At 72.4% G+C, this 14,092-nt stretch carries 14 protein-coding genes; 6 read left to right on the forward strand and 8 right to left on the reverse strand.

The genetic code is table 11. From position 1 onward, the window contains the following. Position 1: 1 nt before the first annotated feature. Positions 2–454, reverse strand: a complete 453-nt coding sequence (locus ACQPZO_RS01030) for an SCP2 sterol-binding domain-containing protein (RefSeq protein WP_433346189.1) — start codon at positions 452–454, stop codon at positions 2–4. A 74-nt stretch (positions 455–528) separates the two neighbouring features. On the opposite strand from ACQPZO_RS01030, the gene ACQPZO_RS01035 reads away from it, so the two are divergent. From ACQPZO_RS01035 to ACQPZO_RS01055, 5 genes are all read left to right on the forward strand, one after another. Beyond that, positions 529–1,167 (forward strand): TetR/AcrR family transcriptional regulator, encoded by a 639-nt coding sequence (locus ACQPZO_RS01035; protein WP_433346191.1) that lies wholly within the window; start codon positions 529–531, stop codon positions 1,165–1,167. Between the two features lie 833 nt (positions 1,168–2,000). Further along, positions 2,001–2,606 (forward strand): NBR1-Ig-like domain-containing protein, encoded by a 606-nt coding sequence (locus tag ACQPZO_RS01040; protein WP_433346193.1) that lies wholly within the window; start codon positions 2,001–2,003, stop codon positions 2,604–2,606. 373 nt (positions 2,607–2,979) lie between these two features. Further along, positions 2,980–3,732: a peptidoglycan-binding domain-containing protein gene (locus ACQPZO_RS01045; RefSeq protein WP_433346195.1), complete on the forward strand. Its 753-nt coding sequence runs from the start codon at positions 2,980–2,982 to the stop codon at positions 3,730–3,732. Between the two features lie 53 nt (positions 3,733–3,785). Continuing rightward, positions 3,786–4,568, forward strand: coding sequence for a peptidase inhibitor family I36 protein (locus ACQPZO_RS01050; RefSeq protein WP_433346197.1), 783 nt, complete (start codon positions 3,786–3,788; stop codon positions 4,566–4,568). Positions 4,569–4,648: 80 nt separating this feature from the next. After that, the gene (locus ACQPZO_RS01055) at positions 4,649–5,581 is read left to right on the forward strand and encodes a SpoIID/LytB domain-containing protein (RefSeq protein WP_433346199.1); all 933 of its coding nucleotides are present in this window, start codon (positions 4,649–4,651) and stop codon (positions 5,579–5,581) included. Between the two features lie 125 nt (positions 5,582–5,706). Here the strand turns inward: ACQPZO_RS01055 and ACQPZO_RS01060 are convergent, their stop codons facing one another. The 7 genes from ACQPZO_RS01060 to ACQPZO_RS01090 all read right to left on the reverse strand — a co-directional run bounded on the left by ACQPZO_RS01060 (position 5,707) and on the right by ACQPZO_RS01090 (position 12,631). Continuing rightward, positions 5,707–6,324, reverse strand: a complete 618-nt coding sequence (locus tag ACQPZO_RS01060; protein WP_433350704.1) for a DedA family protein — start codon at positions 6,322–6,324, stop codon at positions 5,707–5,709. A gap of 26 nt (positions 6,325–6,350) precedes the next feature. Beyond that, positions 6,351–7,619 (reverse strand): adenylosuccinate synthetase, encoded by a 1,269-nt coding sequence (locus ACQPZO_RS01065; RefSeq protein WP_433346201.1) that lies wholly within the window; start codon positions 7,617–7,619, stop codon positions 6,351–6,353. Continuing rightward, positions 7,616–8,581, reverse strand: a complete 966-nt coding sequence (locus ACQPZO_RS01070; RefSeq protein WP_433346203.1) for a hypothetical protein — start codon at positions 8,579–8,581, stop codon at positions 7,616–7,618. The genes ACQPZO_RS01065 and ACQPZO_RS01070 overlap by 4 nt, the downstream gene beginning before the upstream one ends. A gap of 10 nt (positions 8,582–8,591) precedes the next feature. Continuing rightward, the gene (locus ACQPZO_RS01075) at positions 8,592–9,566 is read right to left on the reverse strand and encodes a serine/threonine protein kinase (RefSeq protein ID WP_433346205.1); all 975 of its coding nucleotides are present in this window, start codon (positions 9,564–9,566) and stop codon (positions 8,592–8,594) included. After that, the gene (locus ACQPZO_RS01080; RefSeq protein WP_433346207.1) at positions 9,563–10,315 is read right to left on the reverse strand and encodes an NUDIX hydrolase; all 753 of its coding nucleotides are present in this window, start codon (positions 10,313–10,315) and stop codon (positions 9,563–9,565) included. The genes ACQPZO_RS01075 and ACQPZO_RS01080 overlap by 4 nt, the downstream gene beginning before the upstream one ends. A gap of 94 nt (positions 10,316–10,409) precedes the next feature. Beyond that, positions 10,410–11,273: a MaoC/PaaZ C-terminal domain-containing protein gene (locus tag ACQPZO_RS01085; protein WP_433346209.1), complete on the reverse strand. Its 864-nt coding sequence runs from the start codon at positions 11,271–11,273 to the stop codon at positions 10,410–10,412. Then, a complete protein-coding gene (locus ACQPZO_RS01090; RefSeq protein WP_433346211.1) occupies positions 11,273–12,631 on the reverse strand; it encodes a 3-oxoacyl-ACP reductase in 1,359 nt (452 codons plus the stop codon). The genes ACQPZO_RS01085 and ACQPZO_RS01090 overlap by 1 nt, the downstream gene beginning before the upstream one ends. 56 nt (positions 12,632–12,687) lie before the next feature. Between ACQPZO_RS01090 and ACQPZO_RS01095 the strand changes: the two genes are divergently transcribed. After that, entirely contained in the window at positions 12,688–13,980 is a 1,293-nt protein-coding gene (locus ACQPZO_RS01095; RefSeq protein ID WP_433346213.1) for an acetyl-CoA C-acetyltransferase, read from the forward strand. Positions 13,981–14,092: the final 112 nt, after the last annotated feature.

The following is a 14,092-nucleotide window of genomic DNA, read 5'->3' on the forward strand; positions in this document are numbered from 1 at the left end:
GTCAGCCCTTGGGGATGTCGAACAGGTTGGCGATGTTGGCGGCCAGGCCCAGGTCGCCCTTGGCCTTCAGCTTGCCGGTCATGAACATCATGACCGGGTTGGCCCCGCCGGAGACGATCTTCAGGAACTCGACCGGGCCCATGGTGAGGCTCAGCTTCGGGTCGTGCTGCGGGGTCTCGTTGACCACGCAGGCGCCGTCGGCGATGGCGATCTCGTACGTGTCGGTGCCACCGTCGGGGCGGCCGGTGATGTTCCAGTGGATCACCGCGTTGGTGGCGCCGGCCCGGTCGGCGCGGAACAGCGAGGGCATCCGGCCGAAGACCTCGCTCAGGACCTTGCCGCGCAGGTCGCCGGACATCACCTCGGCGATCTTGTCGTCGGGGGTGGACTTGACCAGCTGGGCGAACTCCTTCGGGCCGTAGTTGGCGAAGTCTGCCGGGTCGAAGTCGGTCATGGGAGATGCACCTCTCGGGCGGCGAATGTGGTTACTCAAGCGTAACCTTACGCATGAGTAGGTATGCTCGCAAGGTGCCCAGCACCCCCACCTTCAAGCGCCTGCCCCGGGCCGTACGCGAGCAGCAGATGCTCGACGCGGCCGTCCGGGTCTTCTCCCGGCGCGGCTTCCACGCGGCCAGCATGGACGAGATCGCCGAGGTCGCCGGCATCTCCAAGCCCATGGTCTACGCATACCTCGGCACCAAGGAGGAGCTCTTCGTCGCCTGCCTGCACCGCGAGGGCACCCGGATGACGGAGGCGATCGCCGGGGCCGCCGCCCCCGACCTAACCGCCGACGAGCGGCTCTGGCGCGGGCTGCGGGCGTTCTTCGGCTTCGTCGGGGCGCACCGGGACGGTTGGGCGGTGCTCTACCGGCAGGCCCGGGGCTCGCAGCCGTTCGCCGGGGAACTGGCCGCCATGCGGGCCCGGCTCGTGGAGGTGGTCGCCGGGATGCTCGAGCACGCGCTGCGCGCTCGGGGGCGCGAGGTGAGCGCAACGGACCTGGAGGTCGTCGCGTACGCCCTGGTCGGCGCGAGCGAGTCACTCGCCGACTGGCTAGCCGACCACCCGGAGGCCGACCCGGAGAAGACCGCCACCCGGATGATGAACGTCGCCTGGCTCGGCGCCGACCAACTCCTGCGCGGCAGCACCTGGCGTCCGCCGCAGCAGTAGCCCGGCGGGAAACCGTCGGCGGGCGGTTTTCGGTGGCCGAGTTCCGCCCGGTCCAGAGTGCGAGTTTGTTATTCGATGGAACTGGGCCGTGTTTCAGAAAGCGGACATCGTCTGATCCGGCGTCGGCGTGTCGCTGATCGATAGACGGCGAGGTCTCCGGTAGGGGGTCCATCGGCCACGACGAACCGTGAATGCCGGGGCCCTCGTAGCCACCTTTGCGATGACGAGGCGACGCGACCTGGCCGACGCTCAGTGGGCGGCGCTGGAGCCGTGACGTCCTTCAATGTACCGGGACCGTCGCGCCCGGTATCGTCATCCATGGCGATGATGGCCGTCGAGGCCCGTTCGGTACCTCTTACACCGCTCTGACAACACTGACGACGGCGTCTGACATGGGGGGATGAATGGAAGACCAGCGTGCTGCCGCCGAGTCGATTCAGGACGGTATGGCCGCCGAGAGGTTCGCCGATCAGTTGCGAACACTGCGGACCGGCGTGGGCAACCCGTCATTCCGGAAGATGGCTGGGCGGTCGGGCCGCATCTCGCACACGACGCTGCACGAGGCTGCCGCCGGGACCAGGTTCCCCTCGTGGGAGACCACGCGCGAGTTCGTCCGGGCCTGCGAGGCGGACGAGGTCCAGTGGCGGCGCCGATGGGAGGACGCTCAGAGCCCGGGGACGGGACACCCCGTCCCGGACGGCGACCTGATGCCGGTCAGCACCGATTCCTCGGCCGCGGTCGAAACTCGGGGTGCCCTGGACACGATGACGTCCGGCGTGGTGGCCGCCGAGACGTCGCACGCCGTGGACACTCCGGCGGCCGGTGGGCCCGCCGTGTCCGGCGTCGCCGCGTCTTCGGACCTCGTGCCGGTGGGCCAACGCGCGCTGCGGGCCGCGGAGCATCCGCAGGCGGCGGAGGACGAGGTCACGGGTGCGCGACGGCACCGGTTGCGGTGGCTCGCCGTCGTGGTGGCGGTGGCGGTGGTCGCCGTCCTAAGCGTCACCGTCCGCGGCCTGTCGTCCCCGGACGGCCCCGGCGCCGTGGCGGCGTCGCCGTCAGCGGCAGGGTTCTCGGACGCGTTGATTCCCGGGGACTCGAGCCAGTTCGTCGCCGACGTCACCATCCCCGACGGCACGCGGGTGAAGGTGAACGCCCACTTCGTGAAGGTGTGGGCGCTCGCGAACGTGGGATCGGTCGATTGGCACAACCGCTTCCTGGCGCGGATGAACCCCACCGGTGACGATGACGGTTGCCAGGTACCGGATCGGGTGGCGATCGGCGACACGCCGCCCGGCGAGCAGGTGAAGATCAGTGTTCCGGTCGTCGCGCCGAGCCGCCCCGGGAAGTGCTGGGTCAGCTGGAAGATCGTCGACGAGCACGGGCGGGCCTACTTTCCCAGCCGCCGGCCAATTTACTTCGAGGTCACCGTCACCGCCTGACTGCGTCTGGCGACAGCCTCGGTCAAGCCCGCCGAGCCGCCGCCCTGGTCGATCTCCCGGGTTCCGGCTCGCCCCGACCGGTGTCAGAGTGCGCATGTCCGATGTAAGTCCCGGGTGCCACTCAAGCTGACAACACCGAATTTACCGAGGTCGATGACGGCCGCACGGATCTGACAGGACAGCGGGGGTACCGAACAACAGGCCCCTTCTCGCAGAGTGATGTTCGTTCCGAGCGACTCACTACCTACGAGGAGGACTGACAATGCACCGTCCCTGGTTAGCCGTCGGGCTCGCCACGCTCTGCGTGGCCGTCGGCGTCCCGGCCCATGCATCGGCCGCGACATCCGGCGCCACAGCGCAGCGGACCGTCACCATGGCCGGGCGGTCTGTCGTGGACATGGAGGCCACCGTCCTGGCCGCCCAGATCGACCCCCGCCGTGACGACGACACGCTGACCCCGGGCGCGAAGAGTTCCGTGCTCGCCGTCGAGCAGGCGCTCCAGGCCCAGAACCTGCTCAACGCGCAGTGGGTCGACGGCTACTTCGGCACCGCGACCATCTCGGCGTACGCGGCCTACCAGCGCTCGCTCGGATACACCGGCCTGGCCGCGAACGGGTTGCCCGGCACGACGTCGCTGACGAAGCTCGGGCGGAACCGGTACACCGTCGGCAACACGATCGGCCCGGGCGCGAAGGTCCAGCGCGACGAGTACGTCGTCGACGCCCGTACTGAAGCGATGCTGGCCGAGGCGGAGCGTCTGCTCGGTCGCACCCTGGTGCTCGAGCAGGGCTCGTACAACCCCGGGGGCGACCCGACCTCGGCCGGTACACACGACGGCGGGGGCGTGGTGGACATCGCGGTCACCGGCATGACCGCAGCCACGCGTACCGCCGTCGTCGGGGCTCTACGCCAGGTCGGCTTCGCAGCCTGGGTCCGTAACCCGAGTCAGGGTGACTGGCCGTGGCACATCCACGCCGTGGCGATCAACGACACGGACCTGTCCAGCCAGGCGCAGCACCAGGCCGGCGACTACTACCTCGGCATGAACGGCCTGGCCAACCGTGGCCCGGACGACGGCCCCCGGATCCCGATCAAGACCTGGGAGCAGTACCAGCGCGGGCAGTGACCCGCATCCGACCCGATCCACCAACCATCGCTCACTGTCCAAGAGAGGACACCATGAACATCCGCAAGAGTCTCGCCGTCGTCGGCGCCGCGCTCGCCATGACCACCTCCATCGTGAGCGTCGCCTCGCCGGCGTCGGCGGCGGCCCGGGACGGGGTCTGCGACAGCGGTGAGTTCTGCTACTACTACAACAGCGACGAGGCCGGCTCGGTCTCGGACTTCACCGGGTCGCTCGGCGACTACGGCACGACCCAGCCGTCGTGCTACGAGTTCAAGGGCGCGGGCAACGGCCAGGGCGTGTGCGTGAAGAACAACGCCGCGTCGGTGTGGAACCGCACCAGCACGACCATTCGGGTCTACTTCAACAGCAACTTCGCCGGTGCGAGCCAGGACTTCGCGGCCGGGGTGAAGGGCAACCTCAACGCCACGCTGAAGAACAACAACGCCTCGCACGACATCGTCGGCTCCGGCGGCGGCACCTACCCGGCCGACCCGCGCGCGTCCGAGGCTGTCGCGTTCGCGAGGGCGCGGCTCGGGCACACCGACTGGAACAACCAGTGTGAGCTGTTCGTCGAGCGGGCGTTCGGCACCAGCGGCCGGTTCGCCACGGCGCTCACGCACTACAACTGGCAGAAGAGCAACGGGCGTATTCACACCGGCTCGGTGCCGCCGGCCGGAACGGCCGTGTTCTTCACGTCCACCACGTATGCCGGGCACGTCATGCTCTCGATCGGCGGCAACAGCGCCATCAGCACCGGACCGAGCGTCTACCAGACCAACTCGTTCCGGCAGCGGTCCGACTACCTGGGCTGGGCCTACGTCCCGAGCGGCTGGTGACCCGGCATGCGCTCGCACGTGCACCTGAGCAGCCCAGGCCAACTTCCAGCAACTGATCCACTTCTGATCGGCGGCCGCGAATGACCATCCTGAGGAGAGTTCCGGGCATCCTGGCAGTCCTGGTGGCGACGCTCGTCGGCGTCGCGGTGGCGCCGGTCGCGGCGTCCGCCGCCGGCCGGGACGGGGTCTGCGACAGCGGTGAGTTCTGCTACTACTACAACAGCGACGAGGCCGGCTCGGTCTCGGACTTCACCGGGTCGCTCGGCGACTACGGCACGACCCAGCCGTCGTGCTACGAGTTCAAGGGCGCGGGCAACGGCCAGGGCGTGTGCGTGAAGAACAACGCCGCGTCGGTGTGGAACCGCACGAGCAAGACCGTGCGGGTCTACTTCAACAGCAACTTCGCCGGTGCGAGCCAGGACTTCGCGGCCGGGGTGAAGGGCAACCTCAACGCCACGCTGAAGAACAACAACGCCTCGCACGAGCTGCTGGGCGCGGGCGGGCCGACGGGCTGCACCACCGACGGCACCAACAGCAAGCTGCCGAGCACCATCCTCGTCTACCGGGTCGGTCTCGGGCGAGTCGACCGGGTCGACTTCAAGACGTACGTCAAGAACGTCCTCCCGAACGAGTGGGTGACGAGCTGGCCGGGCGCCTCGCTGCAGGCCGGTGCCGTAGCCGTCAAGAGCTACGGCTGGTACTGGGCGCTGCACTCGACCCGGAAGACCCCCGGCGGACAGTGCTACGACGTCCGTGACGACACCGCCGACCAGGTCTACCGGCCGTCGTCGGCGCAGACGTCGACGTCCTCCGCGGTGGACAGCACCTGGTCGACCCGGATGACCCGGAACGGCAACATCCTGCGGGCGCACTACTGCGCGACCACGACCGCGTGCGGTGGCTGGGTGACCGGGGACTGGATGTCGCAGTACGGCTCGCGTGATCTCGCGAACGCGGGCAAGACCTACCAGACGATTCTGCACTACTACTACAGCAACGTGGTTGTTTCCTGACGTCACGCGCCAACCGCGCCGCCCGCCGCAGATCCGCGACGGGCGGCGCGCTCGTGGCGGCGCCACCCGTGCTCGGCCGGCTGCCCCACGTCGGCCGACCGTTAGCGCCGGGCCACCGTTGTTGTTCAACTCCGGCCGGCGGCACGGCGGTGGGCGCGGCCCCGCAGCCGGCGGATCGCCTCCAGCAGCCCGGTGATCGCGACCGACAGCCCGACGCCCGCCAGCAGGCCCGCGACGGGATTCCGCTCGAAGGCCAGCCCGCCGAAGTAGCCGAGCAGCCCGCAGTAGACCGCCCAGGAACTGGCGGCGAGGGTGTCGAAGAGCAGGAACGCCCGCAGCGGGTACCGCACGGCGCCCATCGTCAGGGTCACGGCCGTGCGCCCGCCGGGCACGTACCGGGCGGTCATGAGGATGATGCCGCCGCGCCGGTCCACCGCCCGGCGGGCCCATTCCGATCCGGCCCGTCGGCGGCTCTCCGCCGGCAGCCGGGTCAGCCGGCGCGCGCCGCCGCCCCGGCCGATGGCGTACGACAGGTTGTCGCCGGCCAGTGCGCCGACCGCCGCCACCACGATCACCGCGGTCAGGTCTGGCTGCCCGGCCGCCGCGAAGACCCCGGCGGTGATCACGACCGTCTCGCCGGGGACCGCCGGGAAGACGGCGTCCACCGCGGTGACCAGGAAGATCACGAGATAGACCCACGGCGAGGTGACCGTGTCGTGGAGCAGGTCGAGCACCGACTGCATGCCCTTCATGCTCTGCCGCTCGAGTGTCAGGAAGGGGCCCTTCCTGTACAAAAGGCGTTAGAAGGTGCCCTCCTTGCCGCCTTGCCCTCGGCGGTGGGCGAGTGGGAGGTGAGCACGACCGGGGCGGAGAGCGCCTCCTGCACTGCTGCGGCCCAGTCGACGGGCGGCGGATCGTCGTAAATTGGGCGGGCCGCCAGCAGGCGGGCGGTGAGCGCGGCCTGCCGGTCCAGGTCGCCGGGCGGGCCGGGCTCCAGCCGGTCGGCGATGTCGTAGCGGCGGCAGATCCGCAGCCCCCGGTCGGCCAGGTCGAGGTGGGTGAGCGCGAGGCCGTCGACCCCGCCGGCCACCGCCAGGGCGTACCGGTGGGCGACCGCGTCGAAGTGGCCGAACCGGAACCGCCCCTGCCACGGGTTGGTCGGGTTGCGCGGGTCGGCCAGCGGCAGCGTCGGATCCTCGGTGACCAGTGGACCGGGGCCGTGCCGGGTGGTCGCGATCCGCAGCACGCCCAGCCGCTCGGCCCCGCCGGGCTGGCCCGCCTCGGCGAGCAGGGCCTCGGCGTTGGCGAACGTGGTGGTGCTCCACGTCGTGTACGGGTGGAAGCCGTGCCACTCGTCGAGCAGCACCCCCTGCGCCCCCTCGAAGACGCAGGTCCCGGCGCGCAGCACCCCGGCCAGGTACGCCCGGTCGACGATCGCCACCCGTTCGGCGAACCCGCTGAACGCGGGCAGGCAGTCCTCCACCGGCGGGGCGTCCAGCGGGCCGAGTTCGGCGGTCAGCCGGTCCCGCAGCGCGGCGAGCCGTCGGCGCAGCACCGCCGGGGTGCGACAGTCCGCCACCCGTGGCGCCTCGTCGGGGTGGGCGAGGCCGTACGCGACGGTCTCACCCACCCCCAGCCCGCAGGAGCCGTGCCGGTCGGCTCCCCGGGCCAGCTCCCGGGCCCGGTTCGCGGCCCGGTGGTACGGGGTCGCCAGCAGCGCCTCCCCGTCGACCGTGAGTCGGTCGAGCGCGTCGGGCACCCCGACCGAGGCTAGGTGGTCGGCCTCGGCGGCCAGGGCCAGCGGGTCCACCACCACGTGCCGCGCCAGGTGGGTCCGCACCCCGGGGCGGAACGTTCCCGCCCCGAACTGCGCGAACGTGTGGTGCCGACCGTCGCGCAGGACGACGTTGTGCGCCGCCTGCGCGCCCCCGTTGAAGCGGACCACCGTGTGGACCGGCCGCGTCTCGCACAGCCAGTCCACGACGGTGCCCTTGCCGGCGTCGCCGTAGCCGAGGTCGACCACTGCCACGTGGTTCACAGCCGGGTGACCCCCCGGGTCGACGGCGGCGCCGACGGAGCCGGCAGCGCGCACACCTGGTCCCGCGTGCCGCCGCGGAGCCGGGCCAGCGCCTTGGACACCGTGCCGGTGGCCGTCGAGCCGGCCCGCTTCAGGTCAGCCAGGCCCTGGTCCAGGTCGACGGCCTGCTCGCCGAGGCCGACGGTCAGCGCGATGGTCTCGCAGACGGCGTCCAGGTCGTCCAGCACGACGGCGTTCTGCCCCAGCAGGTCGCGCCAGAAGTCCAGCACCTTGGCGTTGCCGGCGTAGTGGCTGCCGGCGGGGAGCAGGTAGTACGTGTCCCAGCGGCGGGTCACCTCGTCGACGATCTGCCGCAGCGGCACGTCCTCGCCCAGGTCGTCGCCGATCAGGCGGCTCACCTGCCGTCGGTCGACCCTGGGGTAGGCCAGCTCGTCGCCGATGACGAACAGGTAGCCGCGCCGGCCCCGCTTCTCCCAGCAGTCGGCCACCGTGTGCCGGGCCATGTAGTACATGGCCAGCTCGTACGACTCCGTCATCTGGCCGCCACCGCCGCCCTCCAGCACGATCCGGCCGAGGTCGTCGTCCATCCGGTTGTCCGACTCGAACTGGCCGATCTGCAACGGCACCCGGTCGCAGGTGGCGTCACCGATCGCGCCGAACATGATCTGCGGGTCGCGGGCGTACCCCTGGCGCAGCAGCAGCCCGAGCAGCTGCGGCAGCTTGGTCTGGAGGGTGCGCGGGACGTGTCCCATCGAGCCGGTCACGTCGAACAGCACCGAGATGGCCGTCGACTGCGGGTGCTCGGTCGAGTCGCGGCTCTCCCGCATCGCACCGCGCGGGTCGAGGGCGGGGTGCACGGTGCGCGCCCCGCTGTCGCTGTAGGAGAACGCGCTCTTGCCGGTGGTCCGGCGGTATCTGTCGGCGGCGTCGTACACGTCGGTGGACCACATTCCACTGCCCATGGCAGCCTCCCTAGGGGTTGAGGGTGAAGGGTCGGAAGGTGCGCGGCCCGTAGAGCCGCTCCAGCACCTCGTCCAGCTCGCCGAGCAGTCGCCAGGCGTCGTCGGGCCGGGAGTTCAGGGCCGGGCGGCGGCAGCCGTCGGCGAAGGCGCGCAGTTCGCGCGGGGCGCGGTCGCCCATCAGCCAGGTCATGCAGCGGGCGGCCATCGCGAGGTCGGTGCCCGGCCCGCAGGGCCGCTTCGCGGCGGCCTCGGGCGGGTACCAGTCCTCGTGACCGGGCACCAGCGCCGGGACCGCGCCCTCGCCGACCACCGAGAAGCACCAGTCCACGAGCACCACGCCGTGCCCGTCGGGGTCGATCAGCACGTGCCGGGGCAGCACCGCACCGTGCACCACGCCGGCCCGGTGGGCCAGGCCGAGGGCGACCAGCAGCCGCCGCCACATCCAGGCCGCGTCCCGGGCGTCCAGCCCGTCCGGGTACGCCCGGCGCACCTCGTCCAGGCTGCGCAGGCCGGGCGCGGTGGCCAGCACGCTGATCTGCCGCTGCGCGCCGGTCGCCGCGTCCCGGTGCCGGAAGGAGTCGACGAGCCGGGGCACGTACGGCAGGTAGCGCGGGTCGCCCCGTTCCTCGACGGTGCGCAGGGCGTGCGCCTCGCGGGCCATCAGGTCGTTGTCGGTGGGGTTGCGGGGCAGCTTGAGCAGCCGGTCCGCCCCGACGTCGTACAGGTCGGCCAGGTCGCCGGTGTGGGCGAGCGGGCCGAGCCGGTACGCCCCGAGGACGAACACCTGGCTGGCCCGCCAGCGGGTGGTTACCTGCATGAACGCGTCGGTGGCCTCGGCGCGTACCGCCTCGTCGAGCGCACCCAGCCGATCGGGGTGCAGGGCCGCGACCAGCTCGCGGTACCGGCGTGCCGGCGCGTCGGCACCGAACAGGTCGGCGTCGGTGCGGGCCGCCGCGACCAGCCGGATGGCCTCGTCGGTCCTCATCGCACCGTCTCCTCCCGGGCCGGGCGCAGCAGCGCCGGGTGCAGCAGCCGGGCGTCGCCGGCCCGGTAGAGCTTGGCGCGCGGGCCGCCGCGGGTGCCGCCGCGCTCGGTGCTGGCGCCGGTGCTCTCCACGAAGCCCGGCACGGAGAGCACCTTGCGGTGGAAGTTGCCCGGGTGCAGCGCGTGCCCCCAGACCGTCTCGTAGACGGCGCGCAGCTCGGTGACGGTGAACTCGGCGTCCAGGAAGCGGGTGGCCAGCGGGGTGTACTCCAGCTTGGACCGCGCCCGCTCCAGCCCGTCCTCGATGACCCGGGCGTGGTCGAAGGCGAGCTGCCGGCTGGCCAGCGCGCTGACCGGCAGCCAGAGCGCCTCGTCGACGTCGCTGCCGGCGGCCGGGTTCGGCAGGTCGGGGGCGAACGCGAGGTGGGCCACCGAGACGACCCGCATCCGGGGGTCCCGGTCGGGGGCGCCGTAGCTGGCGAGCTGCTCCAGGTGGATCCGGCCCAGCCGCTCGCCGCCGAGCCCGGTCTCCTCGGCCAGCTCGCGGCGGGCCCCGGCGGTGAGGTCCTCGTCGGGGTGGACGAAGCCGCCGGGCAGCGCCCAGTGGCCCTCGAACGGCGGCGCGCCCCGGCGGACGAGCAGCAGGTGCAGCGCGCCCTCGCGAATGGTCAGCGCGACCACGTCCACGGTCACGGCGACGGCCGGATGGTCCCGCGGGTCGTAGGCGGCAAGGAACTCCTGCTCGTTCACGTCATCTCTCTCACTCTGAGAACAACTCAATGTGAGAACAACCTAGCCCACGAAAGAGTGAACGGCAAGCCCCCGGCTCGGCAGGGGTGGACGGTCAGCGGACGGCGCCCGCCAGGTGCGGGCGGCCGGTGCGCGCGTCGTGCAGCGCGAACGCCCAGGCCGCGCCGTCGGCGGTGGCGCTGAGGGCCACCGTGGACGGCAGCGGCACCGGCAGCTTGAACGCCACGTCGACCGTGTACGCGTCCGGCAGCCGGCTCTCCAGGGCGGCCAGGCAGCGCGCCTTGCTCCACATGCCGTGCGCGATCGGGCGCGGGAACCCGAACAGCCGCGCCCCGAGCCGGGAGGTGTGGATCGGGTTGTGGTCGCCGGAGACCCGGGCGTAGTCGGTGCCCACGCGGGGCGTCACCCGCCAGTGCGCGGTGGCGGCCGGTGCCGGGGGCCGCTCGCTCCGGTCGCGCCGCTCGCCGTCGCCGGCCGTGCGCTCCCTGCCGAGGTACGTCGAGACGCCCCGCCACACCTCCTCCCCGCCGACCGAGCCGACGAGCACCACGTCGACCTGCCGGCCCCGGTCGTGCGGGCGCAGCTCCTCGGCGTACGCCCGGAAGTCCAGCGTCTCGCCGGACCCGACGGGCCGGTGCACGGTGATCCGGTTGGCCACGTGCACCAGGCCGACCAGCGGCATCGGGAACTCCGGCGCGGTCATCAGCCGCAGCGCCAGCGGGAAGCCCATGACGTGCGGGTACGTCGCCGGCAGCCGGTCGGTCAGCCGGAACCCGCAGACCCGGTCGTAGTCGGCCAGGTGCGCCCGGTCGACGGCGACCCCGGCGACGGTCAGCTCGACCCCGGGCAGCACGTCACCGCGCCGGCGGCCAGCCCCGGGCAGGGCCCCGAGCAGGGCATGCCGGTACAGCGGGCCGGCCTGCGGCAACCGGGGCAGCTCCACGACCGTCCTGGCCATCACGCCCCCAGCAGACTCTGGCCGCAGACCCGGACGATGTTGCCGCTGACCGCGCCGCTGGCCGGCCAGGCCAGCCAGCCGATCGTCTCGGCCACGTCCACCGGCAGGCCGCCCTGGGACATGCTGTTCATCCGGCGGCCCGCCTCCCGGATCACCAGCGGGATGCGGGCGGTCAGCCGGGTCTCGATGAACCCGGGCGCGACCGCGTTCACGCTGATCCCGCGCTCGCGCAGCACCGGGGCGAGCGACTGCACCAGGCCGATCACCCCGGCCTTGGAGGTGGCGTAGTTGGTCTGGCCCCGGTTGCCGGCGATCCCGGCGATCGAGGAGACCGAGACGATCCGCCCGCCGGCCGGGATCAGCCCGCGCTCCAGCAGCACGTCGTTGATCCGCTCCTGGCTGGAGAGGTTCACGTCGAGCACCTGGTCCCACCGGTCGGCGTCCATCCGGCCCAGGGTCTTGTCCCGGGTGATGCCGGCGTTGTGCACCACCACGTCGACGTGTCCGTGCCGGCCGGCCAGGTGGTCGGCGAGCCGGGTCGGTGCGTCCGGGGAGGTCAGGTCGAGCTGCACGGCGGTGCCGCCGATCCCGTTGGCCACGGCGGCCAGTTCGTCCCCGGCGGCCGGGACGTCCAGCGCGACCACCTTCGCCCCGTCGCGGGCCAGCACCCGGGCCAGCGCCGCGCCGATCCCCCGGGCCGCCCCGGTGACCAGGACGACCTGCCCGTCCAACGGTCGGTCCCAGTCGGCCGGCGGCTCGGCCTGGCCCGCGCCGATCCGGACCACCTGCCCGGAGACGTACGCGGACCGGCCGGAGAGCAGGAACCGCAGGGTGGCCTCCAGGCCGGTGCCCGTGCCCGCGTCTCCGGCCGGGGTGACGTGGACGAGCTGGGCGGTCACGCCCCGCCCGAACTCCTTGCCGATGCTGCGGGTCAGCCCCTCGAGGGCCCGCTGGGCGGTCGCCTCGCGCGGCGAGCCGCACTCCTGGGGCGGGGTGCCCAGCACGATCACCCGACCGCTGGGCAGCACCGAGCGGGCCTGCGGGTGGAAGAACTCGTGGAGCTGGCGCAGGCCGGTGGAGTCGGTGATGCCGGTGGCGTCGTACACCAGGGCGGCGTGTCGCCGCTCCGGGCCGGGCGCGGCGGCCGGGTCGGCCAGCTCGACCCCGGCGGCGGTCATGATCTTGCCGACCTGCTCGGCGAGCCGGCCGCCGGTGGCCGCGCCGAGCAGCACCGGCCCGGGGGCCAGCGGATCGCCGGGGGCGTGCCGGCGCAGTCGTGGCGGGTCGGGCAGCCCGAGGCGCTTGACCAGCGCGCGGCCGGCCCCCGATCGGACGAAACTCGCGTACCTGTCGGTCATAGGCGTAGCCTACTGGCCAGTAGGTTGTGGGCAAGTCCTGAATTGGAGGCGGGATCGTGCAGAGCATCCGGCGGGTCGCGGTCATCGGCGGCAACCGCATCCCCTTCGCCCGGTCCAACTCCCGGTACGCCAGCGCGTCCAACGCGGACCTGCTCGGCGCGGCGCTCGACGGGCTGGTGGCCCGGTTCGGGCTGGCCGGGCAGCGGGTCGGCGAGGTCGTCGCGGGGGCGGTGCTGAAGCACTCGAAGGACTTCAACCTGACCCGCGAGGTGGTGCTCGGCTCCCGCCTCGACCCGCGCACCCCGGCGTACGACATCCAGCAGGCCTGCGGCACCGGCCTGGAGGCGGTGATCCTGGTCGCCAACAAGATCGCCCTCGGGCAGCTCGACGTCGGCATCGCCGGCGGCGTGGACACCACCTCCGACGCGCCGCTCGCGGTCAACGAGGAGATGCGCCGCACCCTGCTCCGGCTCAACAGCGCCCGGACCCTCGGCGAGCGGCTGAGGATCGCCGCGAAGCTGCGCCCGTCGCAGCCGTTCCAGCCGGAGATCCCCCGCAACGCCGAGCCGCGCACCGGGCTGTCGATGGGCGAGCACGCCGCCCGCACCGCGCTGCGCTGGGACGTCGACCGGCAGGCCCAGGACGAGCTGGCGCTGAGCTCCCACCAGCGGCTCGCCGCCGCGTACGAGCGGGGGTTCTTCGACGACCTGATGACGCCGTACCTCGGGCTGACCCGGGACCAGAACCTGCGCCCGGACACCAGCCTGGAGAAGCTCGGCTCGCTGAAGCCGGCCTTCGGGCACAGGGGCCCGGACGCCGACCGGGCCACCATGACCGCCGGCAACTCCTCGCCGCTCACCGACGGCGCGTCGACGGTGCTGCTCGCGTCCGAGGAGTGGGCGCGCGAGCACAGCCTCCCGGTGCTCGCCTGGTTCAGCTGGTCCGAGACGGCCGCCGTGGACTTCGTGCACGGCGACGAGGGGCTGCTGATGGCCCCCGCGTACGCCGTGCCCCGGATGCTGGCCCGGGCCGGGCTGACGTTGCAGGACTTCGACCACTACGAGATCCACGAGGCGTTCGCCTCCCAGGTGCTGGCCACCCTGGCCGCCTGGGAGTCGTCGGAGTTCTGCAAGGACCGGCTGGGCCTGGACGCCCCGCTCGGCGCGATCGACCGGGACCGGCTCAACGTCAACGGCTCGTCGCTGGCCGCCGGGCACCCGTTCGCCGCCACCGGCGGGCGGATCGTGGCCACCCTGGCGAAGCTGCTAACGGAGAAGGGCAGCGGCCGGGGCCTGATCTCCATCTGCGCCGCGGGGGGCCAGGGCGTGACCGCGATCCTGGAGCGCTGATGGTCGGAGTTCGAGCGCGGCGGCCACTTCCCGGCGATCAGGGTTCCCGATCTCCTGGCTGCCGACGTGCGTACCTTCTTGCGCGGCCTCCGGTGACACCTGGCTAGCCTGA

Source organism: Micromonospora sp. CA-111912 (genome assembly GCF_050948415.1).
GTDB lineage: Bacteria > Actinomycetota > Actinomycetes > Mycobacteriales > Micromonosporaceae > Micromonospora.

What these genes read in the sequence shown, in the direction of transcription:
- ACQPZO_RS01030 (WP_433346189.1), bottom strand. Translation starts at nt 454, where the DNA reads ATGACCGACTTCGACCCGGCAGACTTCGCCAACTACGGCCCGAAGGAG.
- ACQPZO_RS01070 (WP_433346203.1), bottom strand. Translation starts at nt 8,581, where the DNA reads ATGGGCAGTGGAATGTGGTCCACCGACGTGTACGACGCCGCCGACAGA.
- ACQPZO_RS01085 (WP_433346209.1), bottom strand. Translation starts at nt 11,273, where the DNA reads ATGGCCAGGACGGTCGTGGAGCTGCCCCGGTTGCCGCAGGCCGGCCCG.
- ACQPZO_RS01045 (WP_433346195.1), top strand. Translation starts at nt 2,980, where the DNA reads ATGGCCGGGCGGTCTGTCGTGGACATGGAGGCCACCGTCCTGGCCGCC.
- ACQPZO_RS01060 (WP_433350704.1), bottom strand. Translation starts at nt 6,324, where the DNA reads ATGCAGTCGGTGCTCGACCTGCTCCACGACACGGTCACCTCGCCGTGG.
- ACQPZO_RS01050 (WP_433346197.1), top strand. Translation starts at nt 3,786, where the DNA reads ATGAACATCCGCAAGAGTCTCGCCGTCGTCGGCGCCGCGCTCGCCATG.
- ACQPZO_RS01055 (WP_433346199.1), top strand. Translation starts at nt 4,649, where the DNA reads ATGACCATCCTGAGGAGAGTTCCGGGCATCCTGGCAGTCCTGGTGGCG.
- ACQPZO_RS01090 (WP_433346211.1), bottom strand. Translation starts at nt 12,631, where the DNA reads ATGACCGACAGGTACGCGAGTTTCGTCCGATCGGGGGCCGGCCGCGCG.
- ACQPZO_RS01075 (WP_433346205.1), bottom strand. Translation starts at nt 9,566, where the DNA reads ATGAGGACCGACGAGGCCATCCGGCTGGTCGCGGCGGCCCGCACCGAC.